Source organism: Methylobacterium hispanicum (assembly GCF_022179285.1).
GTDB lineage: Bacteria > Pseudomonadota > Alphaproteobacteria > Rhizobiales > Beijerinckiaceae > Methylobacterium > Methylobacterium hispanicum.
In genome coordinates this window covers 20702-43487 of sequence record NZ_BPQO01000007.1, presented here as the reverse complement: position 1 = coordinate 43487, position 22786 = coordinate 20702, and the positions used below count along the sequence as shown (strand labels likewise).

The following is a 22786-nucleotide window of genomic DNA, read 5'->3' as shown; positions in this document are numbered from 1 at the left end:
CAACCGTTCGGTCCGGTGAGCGAGGTTCAAATCCGGGCACCGGCGGGGCCGGCCGCCGGTAGGGGGTTAGGTCCCGGCCGCCATTCCGGCCGCCTTGGTGTCAGGGGTGAGGTTGTTCGCGTGCAGGGCGCGACTTCGCCCGCCGGGCTTCGTGCTCGGAGGCCATGGCCTCCGTCAGCGCGTACACTCTGGTCGCAGATTGGGAACAAACAAGGAACCTGGCGGTTGCGACTCCCGAAGCTGGGCTTAACCGGTCTGACTGGGCGTCGGACGCGATCCAGCCTCGCAAGATGGGCTCCATTCCAGGACCATCCCGGCTGCAGGAGGGGGGCGTGGCTAAGAACATCGTGGTCTTCTCGGATGGCACCGGCCAGGAAGGTGGCCTCCGCGAGGAACAGCGCCTCAGCAACGTCTACAAGCTCTACCGCGTCTGCCGGGTCGGGCCGGACAGCGGCATCGACCCGCGCGAGCAGGTCGCCTTCTACGACGCCGGCCTCGGCACGGACGGCTCGGCCCCGGGTTTCGTCGGTGCCTACCGCCGACTGCAGAAGCTGCTGTCCTCGGTGACCGGCCTGGGCATCACGAAGAACATCGCCGACTGCTACGAGTTCGCCATCAACCACTACGAGCCCGGCGACCGCATCTACCTGATCGGCTTCAGCCGAGGGGCCTACACGGCCCGTTGCGTGGCCAACGTTCTGTTCCTGTGCGGCGTCCCGACGAAAGTGCCGGGCGGAGACCTTCCACGCTTCCGCAAGGCGACGCGGGACATCGCGGATGAGGCGGTGATCAAGGTCTATGAGTACGGCGCGGGTTCACCCCGGGGCGGCGACTACGAGAAGGACCGGTTCGAGTTGGCGAGGCGATTCCGGCGCAAGTACAGGTCGGGTGACGACCTTTCCTCGAACGTGGCACCGCACTTCATCGGCGTGTTCGACACCGTCGCCTCGCTCGGCGCGACCGGACCCAAGTGGTGGGGCATCGCGGCCGGCCTGACGATCCTGGCCGTGCTGGTTGCAGCCGTGCCCGCCGTCCTGTCCGACCTAGCGTTCGGCACCGGCTACTGGCGCCCGTTCCTGGCCACCCTCTCGCTCACTGCGGCGTTCGTCCTCTGGCGTTGGCTGCCGACAGCGGTCAAGACCATCACCGACTCACCGGTGAACGGGAAGGCGCGCTGGCACATCGCGCAATGGCGCTCCGGGAACTACGACCAACTGCTGAGCGGCCATGTCGGCTATGCCCGGCATGCCCTCTCCATCGACGAGACCCGCGCCGACTTCCCGCGGGTCAGGTGGGGCAGCCGGGACGGGGTGCGGAAAAAGGTCCAGGGCGAGCCCGATCCGCTCATCCAGATGTGGTTCGCCGGCAACCACTCCGACATCGGCGGCAGCTACCCCGAAGCCGAGAGCCGGCTGTCCGACGTCGCCTTGCAGTGGATGGTGGAGCAGGCCACCAAGATCCCGGATCCGCTTCGGGTCGACGGGATGGTGTCCGGAGAGCCCGGTACCGGCCGGCTGCACCTGCATCCGGCGTCCGATGGCATGCAGCACTGCGAGGTCGCCGGCATGCACGACTCCATCGCCGGCATCCTTCCCCGCTGGCTGTCCCGTCGCATGGGATGGCTGGGATGGCCGGTGAAGGTCCGGGAGATCCCGGAGGATGCCCTGGTCCACCCGAGCGTCAGGGAAAGATTCGATCTGGCCGAGGTGACCCAATGTGATGGGAAAGGTCCCTATAGGCCGTTGGCGTTGGCGAACCACCGGGACTTCAGGACCGCTTATGCGCCGGGCTCGCCAAACCCAGGGGCAGCGAAATCCGGCATCGTCTAGCAGACCAATCTGCGATTGCAGTTGCTTGGCCATCCGCGAAGCTGCGGACCGACTACGAGGGATGGAATGAGGCTCGACAGTTTCAGGGTCACCAATTTTCGCAGCGTCGAGGATTCGGAAGAGGTCACGCTCGGCGACATGGTCTGTCTTGTCGGCAAGAACGAGGCTGGCAAGACCGCCCTCCTTCAAGCCTTGGCCGGCCTGAATCCCCACCCGGCGACACCAACGGTATTCGATAGGGAACGGGACTACCCCAGGCGGCACCTGAACGAGTACGACGCACGGCATCCGAAGGAGGAGGGCGAGGCAATCGTCATCACGTCCAAATGGTCCCTATCGCCCGAGGATGTGGCGACGCTGGCCGAAGCGTTGGGCCCCGACTGTCTCCGGTCGCGTCAGATCACCCTCTCGCGCCGCTACGACGACGAAACCTTCCGCATCGACGTTCCGCTGAACTACCCGGCCATCGCCGAGTACCTGATGGCCAGCCACGGCCTCGGCGAAACCGTCAGGGAACCGCTTGCGGAAGCCACAACCACGGACATGCTCCGAAAGGCGTTGGAGGCGTTGGCGGAGCCGACGCCGGACCAAGTCGCGCTCCTGGAAACGATCAGGTCGTTCCCCGGCCAGAACGCGGTGGGTTTCGTTGGGAGCTACATCCGCTCCGTGACGCCCCAGTTCATGTACTTTTCGTATTACGACCGCATGGCCGGGCAAATCCGGGTCGACGACATCGTACGCAACGGGGACGCACCGTACCACCATCCCGGACATCCGCATGGAAACACGCATTTGGACGTCGGCGAGAGGGTTTTCCTCGACTTCCTCGAATTCGCCGGGACCTCGGTGGAGGAGATCAAGGCGTCGACGACCTACGAGTCGCTGAACGCCAAGTGTGAATCCGCATCGAACGCCATCACCGACCAATTGCAGGAATACTGGACGTAGAACGCGTTCCTGGAGCTTGAGGTCAGGGTCACGAAGGCGGAAGCGGGCGACCCCGCCCCGTTCAACGCCGGCGCGATCGCCCGCGCCCGTGTCAGGAACACCCTTCACAGGGTGACGGTGCCGTTCTCGGAGCGTAGCGCCGGGTTCATCTGGTTCTTCTCGTTCCTGGTGAAGTTCGCGCAGGTAAGCAAGCGTGGGGGCAACCAGATACTCCTGCTGGACGAGCCGGGGCTGACCCTCCACGGCAAGGCCCAGGCCGATCTGCTGCGGTACTTCGCCGACCGACTCCTGCCGAAGCACCAAGTGGTCTTCTCCACGCATTCGCCCTTCATGGTGCCGCCCGACGACCTGACGCTCTCCCGGATCATCGAGGACCAGGTCGAGCAGAAGCGTCCAGGCTTCTGGACGACGAAGGGTACCAAGGTCAGGGGCGACGTGCTCGCCACGGACCCGGACACCCTCTTCCCCCTCCAGGCCGCCTTGGGCTACGACGTCACCCAGGCGCTGTTCATCGGCAAGCACACCCTGCTGGTCGAGGGACCGGGCGACATCCTGTTCCTCAAGGCCCTGTCGGCTCAGCTGAAGCGACGGCGACGGACCGCGCTCGACCCCCGCTGGACGATCTGTCCGGCCGGTGGGCTCGACAAGATCCAGTCGTTCGTCTCCCTGTTCAAGGGCGCGAACCTACACCTGGCGGTGATGTCCGACAGAGCCCAGGGCGACAAGCGCAAGCTTGAGCAGCTCAAGGCCGCCGGTGCCATACCAGAGAGCCGCATCATGAATTATCCCGACGTGCTCGGCATCGCCGAGGGCGACGTCGAGGACATATTCGAGCCCGAGACCTATGTCGGCATTGTCAACGGCGCCTTCGAGCTCAAGGGGCGTTCCGCACTGACCCTAGCCAAGCTTGACAAGGATGCACCGGGCCCCGGCCGGCTGGTGAAGCGCATGGAGACGGTGTTCAGGATCCTCCCGGCATCCACGCCGGAATTCGACCACTTCAGCCCGGCTGATTGGCTCATCCGCAATCCCAGTTTCCTGGACGGAAACGGCCCTGGCGTCGTGACGACCCTCGACAACGGTGAGAAGGTCATCGAGGCCATCAACGCTGCTTTGCCACGGTAACCGGTCAACCCGACGCTTTTCACCGCGACAGGCGACCCGAGCGCCTCGCCCGCACGAAGGGCCGGCAACAGTCGTCAGTGGACGCTCTATTGCACCGTATATCCCTGCCATAACTGTGCCCGGCACCTCGTCACCGCCGGGGTGAAGCGGGTCTATTACGTCGAGCCTTACGTGAAGAGCCTCGCGGTCGAGCTTCACTCCGACACCATCGTTACGGAACTTCCGCAACGGCCCAAGGACGGAAAGGCGCCGACCCAGGCCCAGATGGTCATCGTTCCATTCACCGGCGTCGGCGAGCGAATGCATGAGGATTTCTTCATCAAGAAAGGTGATCTGAAGGACGAGCACGGCACGTTCGTGCCTCCCGGCGGGGGCCTGCCCGAACATGCCGTCCGGCTGCGTGACTTGGCCTCCGTCGAGAGGCGTGCCGCCTCCTTGGTCCCGGAAGCCTGACGATGGCCGAACGCAAGATCCTCAGCTTCCCGACCCGGGCGCTGGCGCCGCATGCCGTCCCGTCCATGCCGGACCTGCAATACACCCTCTTCCCCGGCCAGGACGACTGAGAGGGCGCCGTCGCCTTCGTCGACATCGAGGGGCTGACGGAGGAGCCTCTGCTGCGCCTGATTGCGACCAACGCCGCGCGGGCACTCGTCGATCTGAGGCCGCGACCCGTCTTCCAGCGTCCCCGCTTCCGGCACAAGAACGTCGTCTTCTACCTGCACGACCGGGACATCCGGTACGTCGAGTTCGCGCTGATGGCGCGCTGGCCATCCCGGGACAAGGCCGTTGCCGCGATGCATTCCTCCGAGGCATACGCCAAGATCGAGCCGGTCCTCGAACACGGGCTGGCCATCTGCCTCTACGACCAGTCCGCCGAGGACCTCGGCTGGCTCGATGAGATGCGGCGCCTGCTCAGGCATTCGAAGGGATATCGGGCCGAGGTGAACCCGCGCTCCTTGACCGGCATGCCGGTCTGAGGGGGTCTTCGACTTCCAACCGCTCGGAGACATGGTTGCCTTGTCCGGGAATCGAGTAGTAGACGGGTATATCAGCCTGCCTTAGGGCAATTGCGAGCTTATGTTGTTTTAAACGACACAAGAGGTTATTATGTCGATATAAGCGACGGGGCTTCCGCCGCCCGGGGGCGTTAAGTGGCTACGACGCACGGTGATCTGATCCTCACGCGAGGCGACCCGCAACGCGACCGGTCCCTTCAGCGGCAGGCCGCCGCCGGCAAGCTCCGGCGGGTCGGCGACGGCATCTATGCGGTGTGCAACGGTCGTCCCGTCGAAGAGATTGTCTGCGGCGGATGGGCTCCCATCCTCGCTCGATACGCGCCTGGTGCCGTGCTCAGGGGCCGGACTGCCCTGCAGAGGAATCCCTGGCGTGAGCGCGGGCCGGACGGGCGCGTCGTCTTCCCGGGCTGGGTGTTCGCGACCGATCCGCACGGGAAGGCCCGCAGGCGGTTGTCACTGCCCGGCTTGGAAATCAGAACCTTCCCCGGTCCAGGGCCGTTGGAGGGGGACATGTCCTTCCTCGGGGTCTACCTTCCGAGCGACGCGCGCGCCCTGCTGGAGAACCTGCAGGCATCACGCGCACGGAGTGGGCCTAGCCGCACCGTCGGAAGGGAAGGCGTCGAACGAGAGGTCGAGCGGTTGCTGAAGACCGCCCATGAGGACGGTCTCCGGGAGATCCGGCAGCGGGCCGAGTGCATCGCAGGCTCGCTTGGGGCGGAACAGGAACTGCAGGTCCTCCTCGATATCATCGGGACCATCCTCGGAACGCGCAAAGCCGGTTTGGTCGCAAGGGACGTGGCCGCGCGGCGCCGGCCGGACGACCCCTACGACCCCGAGTGCATGGAGCGCCTCAAGGTCTTGGCGATGACCCTCGGGCGCGTCGCGCCCGACTTGGCCGACCCGCACGTCGGTCCCGGCGAGCGGGACTGCACGTCATTCGTCGAGGCGTACTTCACCAACTACATCGAGGGCACGCGCTTCCTCGTCGACAAGGCGCGGCGCATCGTGTTCGAGCACGAACCGGCCGATGGGCGGCCGCAGGACGGTCGCGACGTGACGCAAACCTTTGCCCAGGTCGCGAGCATCGTGCCGGGCGAGGCGCGCGCATCGTCCGTCGATGAGTTCATGGCCGAGATCCGCGAGCGGAACGCGCGGTTGCTCGACGCGCGCCCCGACAAGAAGCCGGGCGAGTTCAAGGAGGATGCCAACAGCGCCGGCAACACCGTCTTCGTGTTGCCTGACCTCGTCAAGGGGACTCTGCGCGAGGGTTTCGCCATGCTGCGCGACCTGCAGGCCCCGTTCGCCCGCGGCGTGTTCGCCCACACCCTCATCGTCCTCGTCCATCCCTTCAACGACGGCAACGGTCGGACCGCCCGCATCATGATGACGAAGGAATTGGTCGGCGGGGGGAAGTCGCGAATCGTGGTGCCGACCATCTACCGGTCGGACTACATCGGGGGGTTGCGGGCGCTTACCGCACCCGGCGCCGCTCAAGCCGCGCCCCTCGTGCGCGCGATGCTGCGGTGCCAGTCCGTCACGGCCCGCATCGCTTCGCCGGACCTCGACGAAACGTTGCGCCTTTGGGCCTCGACACACGCTTTTCTGGAAGACGAGAAGAACGCGAGGTTCACCGACCCGAACGTCAACGTGGACATCGTATGGCGGCGAGGCATCCCGGCCCCCGCCTCCTACTGGCAGGAACTCGACTTGACGGCCCAACTCCAGGACGATGTCACCGGCCTGATACCCCTTGAACATCAAGTCGTATAGAACGACGATGACGCACTTCCAACGACCAAAAACTACAAAGGCCGCGTGATGACGTTCATGATGGTAGGTCGTTGCGTCACTCGCCTGCAAGGCCAACTAGGGGCGAGGTGCCGGAACGGGCAGTATGTGGTTTTGGGTCCGGCCACCACCGGCGATTCGGCAACGCGCCATCCGCATTCATCCCGAGCCATTTGGTGTATCGCAAGCCCGACGGTGATCCGTGCTGTCCGCTCGGCGCCGTCATGACGGCTCGCCATATGCCCAGTGGCGGCAGGTCGGACGCAGACGTCGGCACGTGGCCGGAAATCTCCCGAAACCCGACACCGCCTCCGAGGCGCCGATCCAGGGCTGCTTTCCTCAAGTCCAAAGGAATGCTTACGCCTTTAGGGTAAGCGACTTCTCACGTCGCTGTTGTCTCGGCTGCAGGCTAGGACCGGTCCGTGGCGCGGCTCAGTTCCGGCTCCGGCTTGCGAGCGGTCACGGCCAGCACCGCGCCATGAATGCTCCGACCCGAACAAGGCGACCCATGCGCGTGCTGCTGATCGAGGACGACCGCATGATCGGCGAAGGGTTGTCGCACGGCCTTGCCGCCGAAGGCTACTCCGTCGATTGGGTACGCGACGGCCCCATGGCCGAAACGGCGCTGCGGGTCGGCGGCCACGCATTGGTCCTGCTGGACCTCGGCCTGCCGGGCGCCGACGGCCTGCAGGTTCTCAGGTCCGCGCGGACGGCGGGCAACGACATGTCGGTGCTCATCATCACGGCGCGGGACGGACTCGACAGCCGCGTCGCCGGCCTCGACCTCGGGGCCGACGACTACCTGGTCAAGCCGTTCGAGATGCGCGAGCTGCTCGCCCGGATGCGGGCGATCCTGCGGCGCCGGGCCGGGCGGGCGACCGCGCGGCTCGTGGCCGCCGAGACCGAACTCGACACGGAGAGCCATGTGCTATCCCACGCCGGAACCGTCGCGGTCCTGTCGGCGCGCGAATACGCCCTCATGCACGCGCTCATGGAGCGACCGGGGCGCATCCTCTCTCGGGCGCAGATCGAGGAACGCATCTACGGGTGGGGCGAGGAGGTCGAGAGCAACGCGGTGGACGCCCTGATCCTCACGGTCCGCCGCAAGGTCGGCAAGGGCGTGATCCTCAACGTCCGCGGCGCAGGCTGGATGGTGCCCAAGCCATGAGGGCCGCCTCCTTGCGCCGCACGACGCTCGGCTGGATGACCGCCCTGCTCGCCGGAATCGGCTTGGCCGCGATGGTCGCGGCCTATGCCCTCGCGCGGATCGAGGCGGCCGATTTCCTCGACGGGCAGTTGCGGCAGGTCGCCCTCAACGCCGGTCCCGGGCTCCCGGACGCGGACGCGCCGCCCGCCGCCGACCAGGACCCGGAGGACCAACTCGCCGTCACCATCTGGAAGGACGGGCAGGTCCTGCGCGACGACCGCGGCGTCGACGTCCGCCACCCCGGCCGCACGGGATACGCGAACGTCGTCATGGGCGGCGAGCTCTGGCGCACCTACACGACCGCCAACGGCACCACGACGGTCCGGGTCGCCCAGCGCGACGTCGTGAGGGCGGAGTTCGCACGCAATGCGGCGCTCGGCGCCGTGGCCCCGCTGCTGCTCCTCGTCCCGCTGTCGTGGATCGTCGTCGGCTGGGCGATGAACCGGGCGCTCGGGCGGCTCGACGGCTTGGTGCATGACCTCGCCGGGCGCGGCGCCGCCGCCCAAGGCCCCTTGCCGACGCGCGGCGTGCCGACGGAGGTGGCGCCCCTCGTCGAGGCCATGAACGGGCTCATCCTTCGCCTGCAGGCCGCTCTGGCCGCCCAGAAGCGGTTCGTGGCCGACGCGGCGCACGAACTGCGTACGCCGCTTGCCGCGATGCAGATCCAACTCGACTCCCTCGGCGGGCCTGCCGGTGGCGGGGGCGACGCGCGGCGTATGGCGCTGGCGGACGGCCTCCGGAGGGCGAACCGGCTGGTGGATCAACTGCTCCGTCTCGCCCGGCTCGACGACGGTGCCGAGGCCCGTCCTGCATCCGTCGACCTCGGCCAGCTCCTGCTCGACTGCGTCGCCGACCACGTCGTGCTCGCCGAGCGCAAGGACATCAACCTGGGCGTGCATATCGAGACACCCGCGACGCTTCACGCGTCGGAGGACGAGGTCCGCGTCCTGTTCGCCAACCTGGTCGACAACGCCCTGCGCTACACGCCGTCGGGAGGCCAGGTCGACGTCCGTCTGCTGAACCGGAACGGTGCGTGCGTCGTCACGGTTCGGGACACCGGCTGCGGGCTGCCGCCGGGAAGCGAGGGCCGCCTGTTCGACCGCTTCTTCCGGGCCGCGCCACCGGAAGTCGAAGGCACAGGGCTCGGGCTCGCCATCGCCCGCCGCATCGCGGAGCGCAACGACCTCGGCCTGACGGTCGAAAACCGACGTGACGGGCAGGGGACCCTCGCAACCGTCAGACTGCCGGCCTGAGGCCGAGCCTGCGGCTCCTCCGGACGAAGCTCATTCTGCCCTCATTCTGGCTCGCTATCACCGTGCCCGACCATGACGGACGGGAGACGGGGATGAGCGAGATCCAGCGCCAGGTCTTGAACAAGGTACCGGAGGTCACCGCGGCCTTCTGGGTCATCAAGATCCTGTCCACGACCGTCGGCGAGACCGGCGCGGACTACCTCGCGGTGAACGTCGGCCTGGGTGCCGCCGTCACCGCCACCCTCACGGCCGGCCTCCTCGCGGCCGTCCTCGCCCTGCAGGTGCGCGAGCGGCGCTACGTGCCCTGGACCTATTGGTCGACCGTCGTCCTCGTCAGCGTGGTCGGCACGCAGGTCACCGACATCCTGACCGACAAGCTCGGCGTGAGCCTCTTCGTCAGCACCGGCGTGTTCGCGGCCGCCCTCGCCGCCGTGTTCGCCCTCTGGTACGCGACCGAGCGGACGCTCTCGATCCACGCCATCGTGACCCGGCGCCGCGAGGCGTTCTACTGGCTCGCCATCCTCCTGACCTTCGCGCTCGGCACGGCCGCGGGCGACCTGGCTACCGAGGCGCTGGGGCTCGGCTTCAATCTCGGCGTCGTCATCTTCGGCACGATCCTGGCCGCCCTCGCCCTCGCCTGGCGCCTCGGCGCGAACCCGGTGACGACCTTCTGGCTCGCCTACATCGTCACGCGCCCCCTCGGCGCATCGCTGGGCGATCTGCTGTCGCAGGCACGGGAATACGGCGGCCTCGGCTTCGGCACGGCCTCCACCAGCCTCGCCTTCTTCTCCGTCATCGTCGCCCTGGTGACGTCCCTGAGCCTCGTCTCCGGACGCCCTGGCGAGCCGGCCGGACAGCGGCGGGCCTGACCGTCCGCCGCCTCCCGCATCCCCATCCTCCAGTCCTTCCAACGCCGCACGACACGGAGCGAACGACCATGCGAAACATCCTCCTCGCCGCCATCGCCGCGACGGTCATCGGTGCCACGGCCGCCCCCCTGGGCCTGCTGGCGATGCAGGACGCCGCCGTCGGAGCGACGCCCAAGGCGATGGCGGCCTCGAAGCTTGGCGACCTCTCCAAGTTCCGGACCATCGTCGTCGACGTGAAGGCGATGACCGACCGGGGCGACCTCGCCGCCGCCAAGACGCGCATCAAGGACCTGGAATTGTCCTGGGACGCGTCCGAGGCCGGCCTGAAGCCGCGAGCCGCCGCCGACTGGCACGTCGTGGACAAGGCCATCGACCGCGCCCTCGACGCGCTGCGGGCGTCGAACCCCGATCCGGCCGCCTGCCGTCGCGCGGTCGACGACCTGCTCGCCATCATCGACCAGACCCACACCGCGTGAGCCAGCCCTCGCTTTCCCACGGCAGCCCGATGCAACCGACCGAGCGACCCGGACACGTCGAACCCGCCAAGGTGCCTGAAGCCACCGCCGGGTTCTGGGCCATCAAGATCGTGGCCACGACCCTGGGCGAGGTCGGCGGGAACGCCGTCACGTTGACGCTCGGCCTCGGCTATCTCGCCGGCACGGCGATCTTCGGGGCCGCCCTGGCGGTGCTGCTGGCCGCACAGGTCCGGGCGGACCGCTTCCATCCGATCCTGTACTGGGCCGTGGTCACCGCGACGACGCTCGCAGGCACGACCCTCGCCGACTTCTGCGACAGGTCCCTCGGCATCGGCTACGCGGGCGGGTCCCTGGTGCTGCTCGGATCGGTCGTCGCGACCCTGATCCTGTGGAAGCGCACGCTCGGCACGGTCGCCGTGGAGACGGTGCGGTCCCCGCGGGCCGAAGGTTTCTACTGGGCCACGGTCATGTTCTCCCAGACGCTCGGCACCGCGTTGGGCGACTGGATGGCTGACAGCAGCGGGCTCGGGTACAACGGGAGCGCGCTCCTCATCCTCGTCGCGCTGGCCGTGGTCACGGCCCTCCATCTGCGAACGCGTGTTTCCAGGCCCATGCTGTTCTGGACGGCGTTCGTCCTGACGCGGCCGCTCGGCGCCACCCTCGCCAACTCGCTCGACAAGCCGGTCGCTTCCGGCGGCCTGGGCATCGACGACATCACGATCTCCGGCGTGCTCGCGCTCGTCATGGCCGGGGCTCGTCCTCCTCATCCCGCAGCGTGCCGGTCGCCGGGCGGCCTGCGCCGACGCGCCGTGAGGTTTTTCTCGAAGAAGGAGCAGGTCCGATGGACGACCGTTACGAACGCGCCCTGAGCAAGGTACCCGAGGTCACGCTGGGCTTCTGGATCATCAAGATCCTGGCCACGACGCTCGGGGAGACCGGCGGCGACACCGTCACCATGACCCTCAACTGGGGCTACCTCGCCGGCACCGCCCTGTTCGCCGTGCTGCTGGTCGCGCTCGTGGTCGCCCAGATCATATCGAAGCGGTTCCACCCGGTCCTGTACTGGTCCACGATCGTCGCCTCGACCACCTTCGGTACGACGATGGCGGACTTCGCCGACCGCTCGCTCGGCATCGGATACACCGGCGGGTCGACCCTGCTACTCGCCTGCCTCGCGGCCGTGCTCGGGCTTTGGTACGCGACCGAGGGCACCGTGTCGGTGGACACGGTTTCGACCCCGCGGGTCGAGGCGTTCTATTGGGGGGCGATCACCTTCTCGCAGACGTTGGGCACCGCGCTCGGCGACTGGCTCGCGGACACCGGCGGCCTCGGCTACGAGGGTGGCGCCCTCGTCTTCGCGGCGGCGCTCGCGGTCGTCATCGCCCTGTACTACCGGACCTCCGTTTCACGGGTCACGCTCTTCTGGGCGGCGTTCATCCTGACCCGCCCGCTCGGGGCCACGGTGGGCGATTTCCTCGACAAGCCGGTCGCCAACGGCGGGCTGAACCTGAGCCGGCCGCTCGCTTCCGCCGTGATCGCGGCCTTCATCGTGGCGCTCATCGTCCTGCTACCGCAGCGGGCCGGCCGTCATCCGGGCGCGGACGCGACGGCGTCATGAACCTGCGGTCGACACCGCATGGCGACGCGCCGGGGCCCCGCCCTTGTCCGGCGCCGCGGCGACTTCGTCCACGGGGCCGTGCGCGCGACCTGCCCCCGATCCGTGGAGTTCGCACGGATGCCGGCGGCCCGGGGACGGCGGCCGCGCGCATCCCGAGGCCGGGCCAGAAGCAGTCGCCGTGGGTCAGGGCCGCGGTCCATCGACGATCCTTGCATCCCCGGTCTGGCCGCCTCGCCCCACGGGCGACGCGCGTCAGACCTGGGGCGGCGTACCGAGGTCCGGCCGGGAGGCGAGGCGGATGAACGAATTGGGTGCCTGGGCAGCAGCCGTGACGCGCCTCGGGAAACGGGAGCTCGGCCTCGTGGCGACGCTGTTCTGCGTCGCCGCACTCCTCCTCGCGTTCGGCCTCCTCGCCGGCGAGGTGATGGAGGGTGATACCATGGCGTTCGACACCCGGGTCGCGCGCTTCTTCCGTCCACTCGGCGCCGCCGGCCCAATCGGGCCGGCCTGGGTGCATGAGATGGCGCGCGACGTGACCTCCCTTGGGAGCATGGTCGTCCTGTGCTTCCTGCTGGCTGCGACCGTGGGGTACCTGCTCCTGGTCCGCAGGCGTGGGACTGCCCTCCTGGTGGTGGGCTCGATGCTGGGCGGCACGGTCATCAGCTTCGGCCTGAAGCTGCTCTTCAACCGCCCTCGTCCCGACATTCCCGGCGGCATCCAAGTGTTCACAGCCAGCTTTCCCAGCAGCCACGCCATGCTCTCTGCGGTGACCTTCCTGACGCTGGGGGCGATCATGACGAGGGTCGCAGCGGGCGCACGGCTGAAGGCGTACTTCATGGGGCTCGCCGTCTTCCTCACCGTCGTCGTGGGGCTGAGCCGCGTCTACATCGGCGTCCACTACGCGACCGACGTGTTGGCGGGCTGGTGCGTCGGGTCGGCCTGGGCGGTGCTGTGCTGGATCGTGGCGCTGCGCCTCCAGCGGCGCGGCCAGGTCGAAGCGTCGGGGGCGGCCGGTGAGCCCGACCGTACGGCTCATGCGGATTCGAAGCTGTCCGTTCGGACCTTGCGTTAGCGTCGCCTTACGGCGCTCAAATGGCTCGGCCGTGCTGCCGGATCACCCGGTTCAGGGTGCGCCCGAGTTGGTCGGCGGCGTAGGGCTTGTGCAGCAGCTCGAAGCCGTCACCACCTCCCTGGGCCAGCGCATCGCTGTAGCCGGACGCCAGGACGACCGGCAGGCCGGGGAGCCGCCCGCGCAACAGCTTGGCCATGGCGAGGCCGCCCATGCCGGGCATGACCACGTCCGAGAACACGACGTGGAAGCCGGCGCCATCCGGGCCGAGCCGGTCGAGGGCCTCCTCGGCGTTCGCCGCCCAGTCCGTCGCGAAGCCCAAGTCCTGGAGGATCTGCGTGGCGAATCGCCCGACCTCGACGTTGTCCTCCACGACCAGCACGCGCCGCCCGGCTCCGGACGAGGTGGCCTCGTCTCCCGTTTCATGTCTGCCCGGCTCCGGGGCGGCCTCGATCTCGGGCAGGTACAGCGTGAACGTGGTCCCACGCCCCGGAGCGCTCTCCACGTTCACGTCGCCGCCCGATTGCTTGGCGAAGCCGAACACCTGGCTCAGGCCCAACCCCGTTCCCTTGCCGACTTCCTTCGTGGTGTAGAACGGCTCGAAGATGCGTCCGAGGAGCTCCGGGGCGATGCCCGTGCCCGTGTCCGACAGCGAGACCGCCGCGAACGGCGCCGGGCTGCCGCCGTGACCGCGGATCGAAGGCATCCCCTGCGAGCAGGACAGCCGCAGCGTCAGCGTGCCCTCGCCGTCCATAGCGTCGCGGGCATTCACCGCCATGTTGATGACGGCCGTCTCGAACTGGCTCACGTCGGCCAGGACGTGACAGGGACGCTCGGGCAACTCGGTCAGCACGCGGATGCGCGAACCGGTCACCGTGTCGAGCATGTCGGCCACGCTTTTCAGACGGGCGCCGGCCTCGAACACCTCGGGCTTGAGCGCCTGCCTTCGGGCGAAGGCCAGGAGTTGCCCGGTCAGCTTGGTGGCGCGCTCCACCGTGTCCGAGACCGCGTCCATGTAGCGCCTTCGCCTGTCGTCCGGCAGGTCGGGTCGCCGCAGGAAGTCGACAGAGGACCGGATGATGGTCAGGAGGTTGTTGAAGTCGTGGGCCACGCCCCCGGTCAGCTGGCCGACCGCCTCCAGCTTCTGCGACTGCCGGAGCGCCGCCTCCGCCTCGCCCAGGCGGGCGGTGCGCTCCTCGACCCGCTGCTCAAGCGTCGCGTTCAGGGCCGCGAGCTGCCCCGCCGCCTCGCGCAGGGCGGCGTCGGCGCGCACGCGCTCGATATGCGCCCAGCAGCGCTCCGTCACCTCGCGGAGAACCGCAAGGTCGTCGCCCGACCAAGCCCGCGCCACCCGGTCGTGGATGGCCATCATGGCCGTCAGGCGCCCGTCCTTGACCAGGGGCATGCAGGCTACCGCCGCGACACCAACGGCCTGGAAGGAGGCAGCGTCCGCAGCCGGCAGTTCAGACCGGACGTCGCCGACGACGAGCAACTCGCCCGAACGAAGGCAGGTCGCGGCCAGCGTGCCGAAATCGGTGAGGCGGTAGCGCCCGACGATGCTCGGCGAGCCCTCCGCCGACCAATCCCCGCGGATGGTCAGGCCTTCCCCGTCCGGGTCCATGTCGGCGTAGGCGCAGTTCGAGAGACGCAGATGGCCCGCCACCATGCGCGTCGTCACCGACAGGATGCCCTCGGCATCTGTGTTCCCGGCGGTCTCCGTGCCGAGTGCGTCGAGGAAGCGCAGCCTTGCCTCGTTGGCTTGCCGGACCTCCTCGGCTCGCCGCCGCGCCGTGATGTCGATGGCCGTGCCGAGCGCCCGGACGCACGCTCCTCTCGCGTCGAACAGGCCCTTGCCCTTGGCCGCGACCCAGCGGACGACGCCATCCTCCTTTCCGACCGTGCGGTACTCGACGTCGTAGGTCGCGCGCCGCGCCGGGTCGAGCGCCGAGGCGAAGGCCGCGCTCGTCACCTCCAGGTCGTCCGGATGCAGCCCGGCATAGAAGTCGGCCATGCTGCAGGGCACGCCCGGCGAGATGCCGAACATCGCCTTGGTACGATCCGACCAGGTCAGCACGTCGGTGGTCAGGTCGAGGTCCCAGGTCCCCACCTCGGCGGCCTCGGTCGCGAGCCGCAGGGATTCCTCGCTGAAGGCCAGCCGCTCCAGGTTGGCCCGCCGCTCGGCCGTCAACGCCGCGTTCTCGTCCTCCAGCACGACGAGGCGCTCACGCTCGACCGTCACGTCCAACTGGCTGGCGAAGAAGTATGCGAGATCGCCGCCCGCGTCGTTGACCGGCGCCAGCAGCAGCCGGTTCCAGAACGGTGTTCCGTCCTTCTTGTGGTTGCGGATGTCGATCTCGATGGACCGGGGCGCGACGATGGCCTCGCGGATCAGGCGGACTGTCTCCGGGTCGGTCTCAGGGCCCTGCAGGAAGCGGCAATTGCGCCCGAGGATCTCCTCCCGCGCATAACCGGTCAGGCGGCAGAAGGCATCGTTGACGAAGACGATGGGATTGTCCGGCCGGCGCGGATTGGTGATGACCATCGGCATGCGCGTTGCCCGCACGGCAGCGGGGAACGGGTCGGTCCCGCCATCAATTCCGGCGAGTTCGGCCTCGATCCTGGCTTGGTCGCGTCGGAGCCGCTCAGGCGTCGCGCGGTATGGGGGTGGCTTGACCGTGTCGTCCATCAGGCTTCGGTTCTAGCAGCCGTTGCCACAATTCGCAGCGGGGTCGGGCGCGGCGGTCGCCGGACCCGCCAAGTCGCCCGGTGAAATTTTCACAACCGAGCGACCCCGAAGGCGAGGCGCCCGACCGGACTACGCCAGGACGGAGGCCGGCAGCCTTACCGTCACGGTCGTCCCGCCCGCGCCGCTTGCCATCGCGAGCGTTCCGTTGAGCTGGCGGACGAACGCCTCGACGAACCGGGATCCAAGGCCGGAACCCGGGCCGCTGGTCGCGTCCAGCCCGATGCCGTCGTCGGCGACCGTGAGCACCGCCTCACCGTCCCGGCGCCTGAACCCGAGGAGGATGCGGCCCCCTCCGGACGGAAACGCGTACTTCACCGCGTTGGTGGCGAGTTCGTTGACGATCAACCCGACCGTGACCGCCTGGTCGGCGACGATGGACAGCGGCTCCGCCTCGACGTCGACGGCGATGCGGGCCTCGGCGCCGAGCAGGCTGGAACGCAGGCTTCCGGCGATGCCCTCCAGATATGGCCCCATCGCCACCGGGCCGAGCGTCGAGGAGCGGGAGATCACGTCGTAGAGCTCGGCCACGGCGCCGATGCGGCCCTGCATCGCGCGGTAGCCCTCGACGCAGGGTTCGGCCGCCCGGCGGATTTCGTACGAGACGAACGAGGTGATGATCTGCAGGCTGTTCTTGATGCGATGGGCGAGCTCGGCGGCGAGAAGGTCGCGGTGCCTCTCCAGCATTCGCGCCTCGGTCACGTCCTCGAAGACCAGGAGCAGCCGAGTGATATGGTTGCCGGGACGGTGGACCTTGCGGGCGTTGAGCTTGAAGATGCGCCGACCGAGTCCCGGGAACTCGTCCTCGACCTCGAAGCCGTCGATGGCCATGTCGTCGGGCACGATCCGCCCGAGCAGATCCTGGAGCCGCCCGACCCGCCACTGGCCTTGCGACAGGTCGTAGAGCGACGTGCCGACCACAGTCCCAACGTCGAGGCCGAACATGCGCAGGAAGGAGCGGCTGGCACTGACCACTGTCATGTCGGCTTCGAGGACCACCAGCGGGTCTCGAACCGTGTCGACGATGCCCTGGGCGAGAAGTCGCTGTCGCTCGGCCTCGGCCCGGGCCTCGTGCTCGCCCGTGACGTCGTCGATGGCGAGGAGCAGGTATGGAACGTGGCCGTCCTCCCTGAACACCTTGCGGGCGTTGAGGCGCATGCACTTCACGCCGATGCCGGGAAAGTCGTGCCCGACCTCGTAGCCCTCGACGGTCCCGTCGCGCGGCACGATCTCGCCGAGCAGCGTGCGCAGTTCGGGGATCCCCCACTGGCCGTTGCCGAGCTCGAACAGCGGCCGTCCGACCGTCGCCTCGGGCTCGACCTTGAAGGTGTTGTAGAAGGCGCGGTTCGCCGACTTGACCCTAAGGTCCATGTCGAGAACCAGCAGGCTGGTCCGGACGGTGTCGACGATGTCTTGCGAGCTTACCGTGTCCATGCGTCCACCGTCGGGTTCGAAGCTACCCGTCCGCACGGTCCACGAACCCTAGCCGACCGGTGGGACGCGAGTCCGCGTAGTGGATGCGGGCGGGTTCACACGGCCGTCTCATTTCCCAGCCGTCCGCCACCGGAGCCGGGGGGGGGGGGGGGGGGGGGGGGGGGGGGGGGGAGAAGTCGCAAGATTATCCCGGGCAACCTAACAGGGCGCCGCCGCTTGCGGCAATGGCACAGGCTCCAAGCCATTGTGCCGCAGTCCCGACGACCGCGCCCCGATGCTTTGCGGGTGGCGGACCAGCATCCCAGGCGCCGTTGCCGGGGGTCCCTCTGGACGACGGCCTCGGCGAGGTTCGGCGCACGCTGGCGGCCACCAGCACCGCGAGCTCGATCACGCGCACGGCGTCGAGGACCGACATCAACACGACCGCACGGTGGTGCGCGAGTGTCACCGCCACGGCGACGCCCGCAAGCGCGCCATCGTGGAGGAGCACGGCCACCGTGTAGCGGAACGTCGACCCGGGGCCGGGACGGCGGCATCGGCGGGCGGCCCAGTCCCACGCTCCTCGAAAGGTCGGCGAACCCAGCGTGACGGTTGCCTGAACGGCGGTTTCAGAACGCATTCAACGGCGGCGGCGCAACCTGCCGTTATACGAATCCCCGGAGGATACAGCGATGCGGCGACACCTTGCAGGCTTGATGGCCGCGGCCATCGTCATCGCGCCGGCCGCGGCCTCGGCCCAATATTACGAGCGCGGCTATGGCGAACGGCGGCCGCACGATCATGTCGAGGTCTACCGTCACGGCGACCATGACGACGTCGTAGTCCGGCACCATCACACGCGCCGCGACGAATACGAGCCGCGCCGGTTCGAGCGGCACCATCACCACCACGACTTCGACGACTGAGGTCGCAGGCCGGAATTGGGGGCGGCGCATGGGGAGTAACGTGCGCGGGAGGCTTCGCGGGCGCGTACCCGATGCCCGCGGCCAGGCGCGAAAACCCGCGAGTTCGGGTAGCATCCGCATGTCCGCACCGCCTGCTTGGACGGGCCGCCCGGAGAACTCCTATCTCCTGCCGGGCATTTCGTGCCTGTACCCGTGCGCATGCCAGTCGTTGTCCGCGTGCGCGGGCTTGCCGTCGGGCACCTTCTCCCCCGCCGGAGCGCGAGCCGTTGCGGTGGGTTGGTCCGCCGGACACGGCTCCGGTGTTCAGGACCGTTCGCTTGAAGTTCGGGACGTTGCCATGCACGTCCAAGATGAAGGCAGGATCCTCGGCGGCCTCCTGCATCCCGGGGGAGAGCAGCCGCGACCGTCCGCTTCAACTGTCCGCCATCCGGCGGCAACCGCATCGGTCAATTCGAACAACGAGGTAACCACGCCGTTAGTGGCTGGATCGCTGGGTCCGCGACGAGATGTGTCCGCGACCGGACACCCGGCCGAGGAAGGTGGACATCGGCCGGCAATTCGCCCTCCGGGCCGGTCGCCAGGGCGACGCGCACTTACGAGTGTAGCGCGCGCCAACTCGGTGGTTCTCCAGCACGCGTCGGGGGGCGGCCAGGCGCACTGTCGCCAGCACCTGGTCGCCGCCCGTATGCGGCATCCCGAAAGGGAGCTTCGAAGCTGCGGAGTTCGAGCCTGACCTGAGTGGCCTGCCGCGTTCCGAGACGGGGCCGCCATAGGTCGGGGACGGACGGCGCAAGCTCCGTCGGAACGCCGGGTGGGACAAAACGGGAGACATCCCGACCAGCCAAACGTGTTAAGCCGCTGCCATGCCCGCCAAGCGCTCGCGTCATACCTCCCTGGTCGTGCCCGTCGCCGGATGGTCGAAAAGCCAAGCCACCCAAAGTAAGCACACCTCGGCCAGCGAGTTCACCCGCGCTTCGATGCGCGTGAAAGCCCGGCACGAGGCTCACACGGTAGGTCAGGTCCCGTGGTCGACACGGTCTCCGCTAGCGCAAGGGCAAGCCTGATCCGATGACCCAGGCTCCGGGCTTCCTGGCAGGAGGGGGCAACATGGGCGCGCGGATGCGCGCCCACGATTGGGCGTCGACGTTCCTCGGGCCGGCGGACCGGTGGCCGCAAGCCTTCGTGACGCTGTTGCGAGTGATGCTCAGCTCGCGCCAGCCGATGTTCCTGTGCTGGGGTCCCGAGCGTACGCTCGTCTACAACGACGCCTACGCCCCCATGCTCGGCGCCCGGCATCCCGATGCCCTCGGTCGCCCGTTCTTCGATGTCTGGCCCGAGGTCCGCATCGAGGTCGGGGTCCTGATGGATCGGGTGTATGCCGGCGACCCGGTGCACATGGACGACCTCCAGCTCACCTTGCACAGGAACGGCTACCCCGAGGAAACGCACTTCTCGTTCTCCTACACGCCCGTCCCGGACGACAGAAACACGGTCGCGGGGCTGTTCTGTGCCTGTACCGAGATCACCAAGCAGGTCCTGGCCGAGCGCCGCCTGTCGGCCGAGCGCGAGCGCTTCGCCAGCCTCTTCGAGCAGACCCCGACGTTCATGACCGTGCTGCGCGGCAGGGAGCATCGGTTCGAACTGGCCAATCCCCGCTACCTGAAGCTCGTCGGCCACCGGGACGTCGTAGGCAGGACGGTCGCGGAAGCCCTGCCCGACGCGGTCGAGCAAGGGTTCCTGGAAATTCTCGACCAGGTCTACGACAGCGGCGTGCCGCAGACGTTCCATGGCATCCGCTACGCCGTGCAGGCGGTGCCGGGCGGCCCGCATGACGAGCGCTTCGTCGACGTCGTCTACCAACCGATCCGGGATGTCGACGGTACGGTCGGGGGTATCTTCATCGAGGGCGCGGACGTCACCGACCGTGCGCGGGCGGAGACGCGGCGCGAGGCGCTGGTGCGGATCACCGACCGGTTCAATGAGCTCACGAGGGCGGACGACATCGCTTTCGCGGCCTCGCAGGTCCTCGGCGAGACGTTGGCGGTCAGCCGTGTGGGATACGGCACCATCGACCCCGACGCCGAGACGCTCCACGTCGAGCGCGACTGGAACGCACCGGGCGTCGAGACCCTCGCCGGCGTCGTGCCGCTGCGGACCTACGGGTCGTTCATCGACAGCCTGAAGCGCGGCGAGTTCGTCAGCATCGCGGACGTCGAGCGCGACGATAGGACGGCGGGCGCGGCGGAGGCCTCGAAGGGGCGCGGCGCGCACGCCTTCGTCAACGTGCCGGTGCTCGAACAGGGTCGGCTCGTGGCCGCCCTCTTCGTCAACCATGCCGAGGTGCGGGACTGGGCGCCGGACGACCTGGCCTTCATCCGGGAAGTCGCGGGCAGGACCCGCATCGCGGTTGAGCGGAGCCGTGTCGAGACGGCCTTGCGCGACCTCAACGCCGACCTCGAACGGCAGGTCGCCGAACGGTCACGCGAGTTGAGCCGGACTTGGCAGGTCTCCACGGACCTCCTGGGCATCGCCGACGACGCCGGATTCTTCGTCCGGACCAACCCGGCCTGGAAGTCGCTGCTGGGCTGGAGCGATGCGGAGGCCGCACGCATCCCCTTCGTCGAGCTGGTCCACCCCGACGACGTCAGGGCCACCCACGCCGCGCTGGATCGGCTACGGGCCGGGGAGGCGGTCCTCCGCTTCGAGAACCGCTGCCGCACCACCGCCGGTGGGTACCGCTGGCTAGCCTGGGTCGCGGTCCCCGAGGGCGGGCAATTCTACTGCAGCGCGCGGGACGTGACGGAGGAGAGGGAGCATGCCGCGACCCTCGCCGAGCGTACCGCCGAGCGCGACCGGCTCTGGAACCTGTCCGAGGACATGCTGGCCCGCGCCAACTACCAGGGGACGATGTCGGCGGTGAGTCCTGCCTGGACCCAGGTGCTAGGCTGGTCCGAGGCCGAGCTCCTGTCGCGGCCCTACGCGACCTTCATGCATCCCGACGACACGGACCAGACGCTTGCGGCCCTCGTCCGGATGGGCGACACGAAGCGGCCAACCCGGTTCGAGAACCGCATCGCCGCGAGCGACGGGTCGTGGAAGTCCATCGAATGGACCGTGGCGCCCGAGCCGGACGGGCTGCACTTCATCGCCGTCGGTCGCGACCTGAGCGTGGCGAAGGCGCGCGAGGCGGAACTCGCGGCGGCTCAGGAAGCCCTGAGGCAATCGCAGAAGATGGAGGCGGTCGGACAGTTGACCGGCGGCTTGGCGCACGACTTCAACAACCTGCTCGCCGGCATCTCCGGCTCGCTGGAACTGATGCAGACCCGGATGCAACAGGGACGGCTCAGCGATGTCGACCGCTACATGGCGGCCGCGCAGGGCGCCTCGAAGCGCGCGGCCGCCCTGACCCACCGCCTGCTCGCCTTCTCGCGCCGCCAGACCCTGGCCCCCAAGCCCACCGACGTGAACCGCCTCGTCTCCGGCATGCAGGAATTGATCCAGCGTACGGTCGGCCCGGCCATTCCCGTGGAGGTCGTCGGCGCATCCGGGCTGTGGCCTGCGCTGGTGGACCCACCGCAGCTTGAGAACGCGCTGCTCAACCTGTGCATCAACGCGCGTGACGCGATGCCGGACGGCGGGCGCATCACGGTCGAGACCGCCAACAAATGGCTCGACGAGCGGGCCGCACGCCAGCATGACATGCCCGAGGGGCAGTACCTCTCCCTCTGCGTCACCGACACCGGTACCGGCATGCCGCCGGACGTCGTCGCGCGGGTGTTCGAGCCGTTCTTCACCACCAAGCCGCTGGGCGAGGGCACTGGACTCGGCCTCTCGATGATCTACGGCTTCGCCCAGCAGTCCGGCGGGCAGGTGCGTATCTACTCGGAAGTCGGCAGGGGCACGACCGTGTGCGTCTACCTTCCGCGCCACTACGGCGAGATCGCCGAGGACACGGGTGACGAAGTCGCGACGACGCTACCCCGCTCCGAGCAGGGCGAGACCGTCCTCGTCGTGGACGACGAGCCGACGGTCCGCATGCTGGTCAACGACATCCTGGAGGATCTCGGCTACACCGCCATCGAGGCCGCCGACAGCGCCGCGGGCCTCAAGGTGCTGCAGTCGGACGTCCGTATCGACCTTCTGGTGACGGACGTGGGGCTGCCAGGCGGCATGAACGGCCGGCAGATGGCCGATGCCGGCCGCGTCACCCGTCCCGACCTCAAGGTGCTGTTCATCACCGGATACGCCGAGAATTCCATTCTCGGGAACGGCCATCTCGCACCGGGCATGGCGGTCCTGACCAAGCCCTTCGCCGTCGACACGATGTCTGCCCGCATCCGCTCCATGATCGAGGCGTCGGATGCAGGGCCGCTCGGGCGACGCCTGGTTCCCTAGGGCCTGACCCGGGACGACCGTAAGTCAGGCTGCCATCCTGGGCTTGACCTTCCCACCGTGGAAAGCCTTATCCAGGCCACCTGCAGGTCGCTGCGCGCGGGAAACCGGGAG

Annotated in this window: 17 protein-coding genes and 1 pseudogene; 16 read left to right on the top strand and 2 right to left on the bottom strand. The window is 68.4% G+C overall.

Features of this window, described 5'->3' with window-relative positions; genetic code table 11:
- Positions 1 to 332: 332 nt before the first annotated feature.
- The 14 genes and pseudogenes from MFF56_RS09850 to MFF56_RS09785 all read left to right on the top strand — a co-directional run bounded on the left by MFF56_RS09850 (position 333) and on the right by MFF56_RS09785 (position 13201).
- Positions 333 to 1829 (top strand): T6SS phospholipase effector Tle1-like catalytic domain-containing protein, encoded by a 1497-nt coding sequence (locus MFF56_RS09850; protein ID WP_012455877.1) that lies wholly within the window; start codon positions 333 to 335, stop codon positions 1827 to 1829.
- Between the two features lie 66 nt (positions 1830 to 1895).
- Entirely contained in the window at positions 1896 to 2777 is an 882-nt protein-coding gene (locus MFF56_RS09845; RefSeq protein WP_003596854.1) for an AAA family ATPase, read from the top strand.
- 111 nt (positions 2778 to 2888) lie between these two features.
- Positions 2889 to 3902 carry an ATP-dependent nuclease gene (locus tag MFF56_RS09840; protein WP_017484342.1) on the top strand — a complete coding sequence of 338 codons (1014 nt, stop codon included), beginning with the start codon at positions 2889 to 2891 and terminating at the stop codon, positions 3900 to 3902.
- A gap of 84 nt (positions 3903 to 3986) precedes the next feature.
- Positions 3987 to 4073, top strand: a pseudogene (locus tag MFF56_RS32395) (hypothetical protein); the annotation flags it as partial.
- Positions 4074 to 4355 (top strand): hypothetical protein, encoded by a 282-nt coding sequence (locus tag MFF56_RS09830; protein WP_231343942.1) that lies wholly within the window; start codon positions 4074 to 4076, stop codon positions 4353 to 4355.
- A gap of 302 nt (positions 4356 to 4657) precedes the next feature.
- Positions 4658 to 4879, top strand: coding sequence for a hypothetical protein (locus MFF56_RS09825; protein ID WP_003596862.1), 222 nt, complete (start codon positions 4658 to 4660; stop codon positions 4877 to 4879).
- A gap of 174 nt (positions 4880 to 5053) precedes the next feature.
- Positions 5054 to 6688, top strand: a complete 1635-nt coding sequence (locus tag MFF56_RS09820) for a Fic family protein (protein WP_003596864.1) — start codon at positions 5054 to 5056, stop codon at positions 6686 to 6688.
- A gap of 526 nt (positions 6689 to 7214) precedes the next feature.
- Complete coding sequence (locus MFF56_RS09815; protein WP_003596865.1) at positions 7215 to 7874, top strand: response regulator transcription factor; 660 nt, start codon at positions 7215 to 7217, stop codon at positions 7872 to 7874.
- A complete protein-coding gene (locus tag MFF56_RS09810) occupies positions 7871 to 9166 on the top strand; it encodes a sensor histidine kinase (protein WP_012455878.1) in 1296 nt (431 codons plus the stop codon). Before MFF56_RS09815 ends, MFF56_RS09810 begins: the two co-directional genes overlap by 4 nt.
- 92 nt (positions 9167 to 9258) lie before the next feature.
- Positions 9259 to 10035, top strand: a complete 777-nt coding sequence (locus MFF56_RS09805; protein WP_003596870.1) for a COG4705 family protein — start codon at positions 9259 to 9261, stop codon at positions 10033 to 10035.
- Positions 10036 to 10103: 68 nt separating this feature from the next.
- Positions 10104 to 10511, top strand: a complete 408-nt coding sequence (locus MFF56_RS09800) for a hypothetical protein (protein ID WP_003596871.1) — start codon at positions 10104 to 10106, stop codon at positions 10509 to 10511.
- 71 nt (positions 10512 to 10582) lie between these two features.
- Positions 10583 to 11380 (top strand): COG4705 family protein, encoded by a 798-nt coding sequence (locus tag MFF56_RS09795; RefSeq protein WP_238229975.1) that lies wholly within the window; start codon positions 10583 to 10585, stop codon positions 11378 to 11380.
- Entirely contained in the window at positions 11353 to 12129 is a 777-nt protein-coding gene (locus tag MFF56_RS09790; RefSeq protein ID WP_003596877.1) for a COG4705 family protein, read from the top strand. The genes MFF56_RS09795 and MFF56_RS09790 overlap by 28 nt, the downstream gene beginning before the upstream one ends.
- A gap of 298 nt (positions 12130 to 12427) precedes the next feature.
- Entirely contained in the window at positions 12428 to 13201 is a 774-nt protein-coding gene (locus MFF56_RS09785) for a phosphatase PAP2 family protein (RefSeq protein WP_003596879.1), read from the top strand.
- Positions 13202 to 13217: 16 nt separating this feature from the next.
- On the opposite strand, the gene MFF56_RS09780 is transcribed toward MFF56_RS09785, so the two are convergent.
- On the bottom strand, positions 13218 to 15884 hold the full coding sequence (locus tag MFF56_RS09780) for a PAS domain S-box protein (RefSeq protein ID WP_003596880.1): 2667 nt from the start codon (positions 15882 to 15884) through the stop codon (positions 13218 to 13220).
- Between the two features lie 129 nt (positions 15885 to 16013).
- On the bottom strand, positions 16014 to 17375 hold the full coding sequence (locus tag MFF56_RS09775; protein ID WP_012455880.1) for a sensor histidine kinase: 1362 nt from the start codon (positions 17373 to 17375) through the stop codon (positions 16014 to 16016).
- Between the two features lie 671 nt (positions 17376 to 18046).
- On the opposite strand from MFF56_RS09775, the gene MFF56_RS09770 reads away from it, so the two are divergent.
- Positions 18047 to 18280 (top strand): hypothetical protein, encoded by a 234-nt coding sequence (locus MFF56_RS09770; RefSeq protein ID WP_003602908.1) that lies wholly within the window; start codon positions 18047 to 18049, stop codon positions 18278 to 18280.
- Positions 18281 to 19387: 1107 nt separating this feature from the next.
- The gene (locus tag MFF56_RS09765) at positions 19388 to 22675 is read left to right on the top strand and encodes a PAS domain-containing protein (protein ID WP_003602906.1); all 3288 of its coding nucleotides are present in this window, start codon (positions 19388 to 19390) and stop codon (positions 22673 to 22675) included.
- Positions 22676 to 22786 lie beyond the last annotated feature (111 nt).

Excerpts from the sequence above, each read along its gene's own strand:
- MFF56_RS09845 (WP_003596854.1), top strand. The coding sequence starts at position 1,896 with ATGAGGCTCGACAGTTTCAGGGTCACCAATTTTCGCAGCGTCGAGGAT.
- MFF56_RS09825 (WP_003596862.1), top strand. The coding sequence starts at position 4,658 with ATGGCGCGCTGGCCATCCCGGGACAAGGCCGTTGCCGCGATGCATTCC.
- MFF56_RS09815 (WP_003596865.1), top strand. The coding sequence starts at position 7,215 with ATGCGCGTGCTGCTGATCGAGGACGACCGCATGATCGGCGAAGGGTTG.
- MFF56_RS09810 (WP_012455878.1), top strand. The coding sequence starts at position 7,871 with ATGAGGGCCGCCTCCTTGCGCCGCACGACGCTCGGCTGGATGACCGCC.
- MFF56_RS09805 (WP_003596870.1), top strand. The coding sequence starts at position 9,259 with ATGAGCGAGATCCAGCGCCAGGTCTTGAACAAGGTACCGGAGGTCACC.
- MFF56_RS09800 (WP_003596871.1), top strand. The coding sequence starts at position 10,104 with ATGCGAAACATCCTCCTCGCCGCCATCGCCGCGACGGTCATCGGTGCC.
- MFF56_RS09790 (WP_003596877.1), top strand. The coding sequence starts at position 11,353 with ATGGACGACCGTTACGAACGCGCCCTGAGCAAGGTACCCGAGGTCACG.
- MFF56_RS09785 (WP_003596879.1), top strand. The coding sequence starts at position 12,428 with ATGAACGAATTGGGTGCCTGGGCAGCAGCCGTGACGCGCCTCGGGAAA.
- MFF56_RS09780 (WP_003596880.1), bottom strand. The coding sequence starts at position 15,884 with ATGGACGACACGGTCAAGCCACCCCCATACCGCGCGACGCCTGAGCGG.
- MFF56_RS09775 (WP_012455880.1), bottom strand. The coding sequence starts at position 17,375 with ATGGACACGGTAAGCTCGCAAGACATCGTCGACACCGTCCGGACCAGC.
- MFF56_RS09770 (WP_003602908.1), top strand. The coding sequence starts at position 18,047 with ATGCGGCGACACCTTGCAGGCTTGATGGCCGCGGCCATCGTCATCGCG.
- MFF56_RS09765 (WP_003602906.1), top strand. The coding sequence starts at position 19,388 with ATGGGCGCGCGGATGCGCGCCCACGATTGGGCGTCGACGTTCCTCGGG.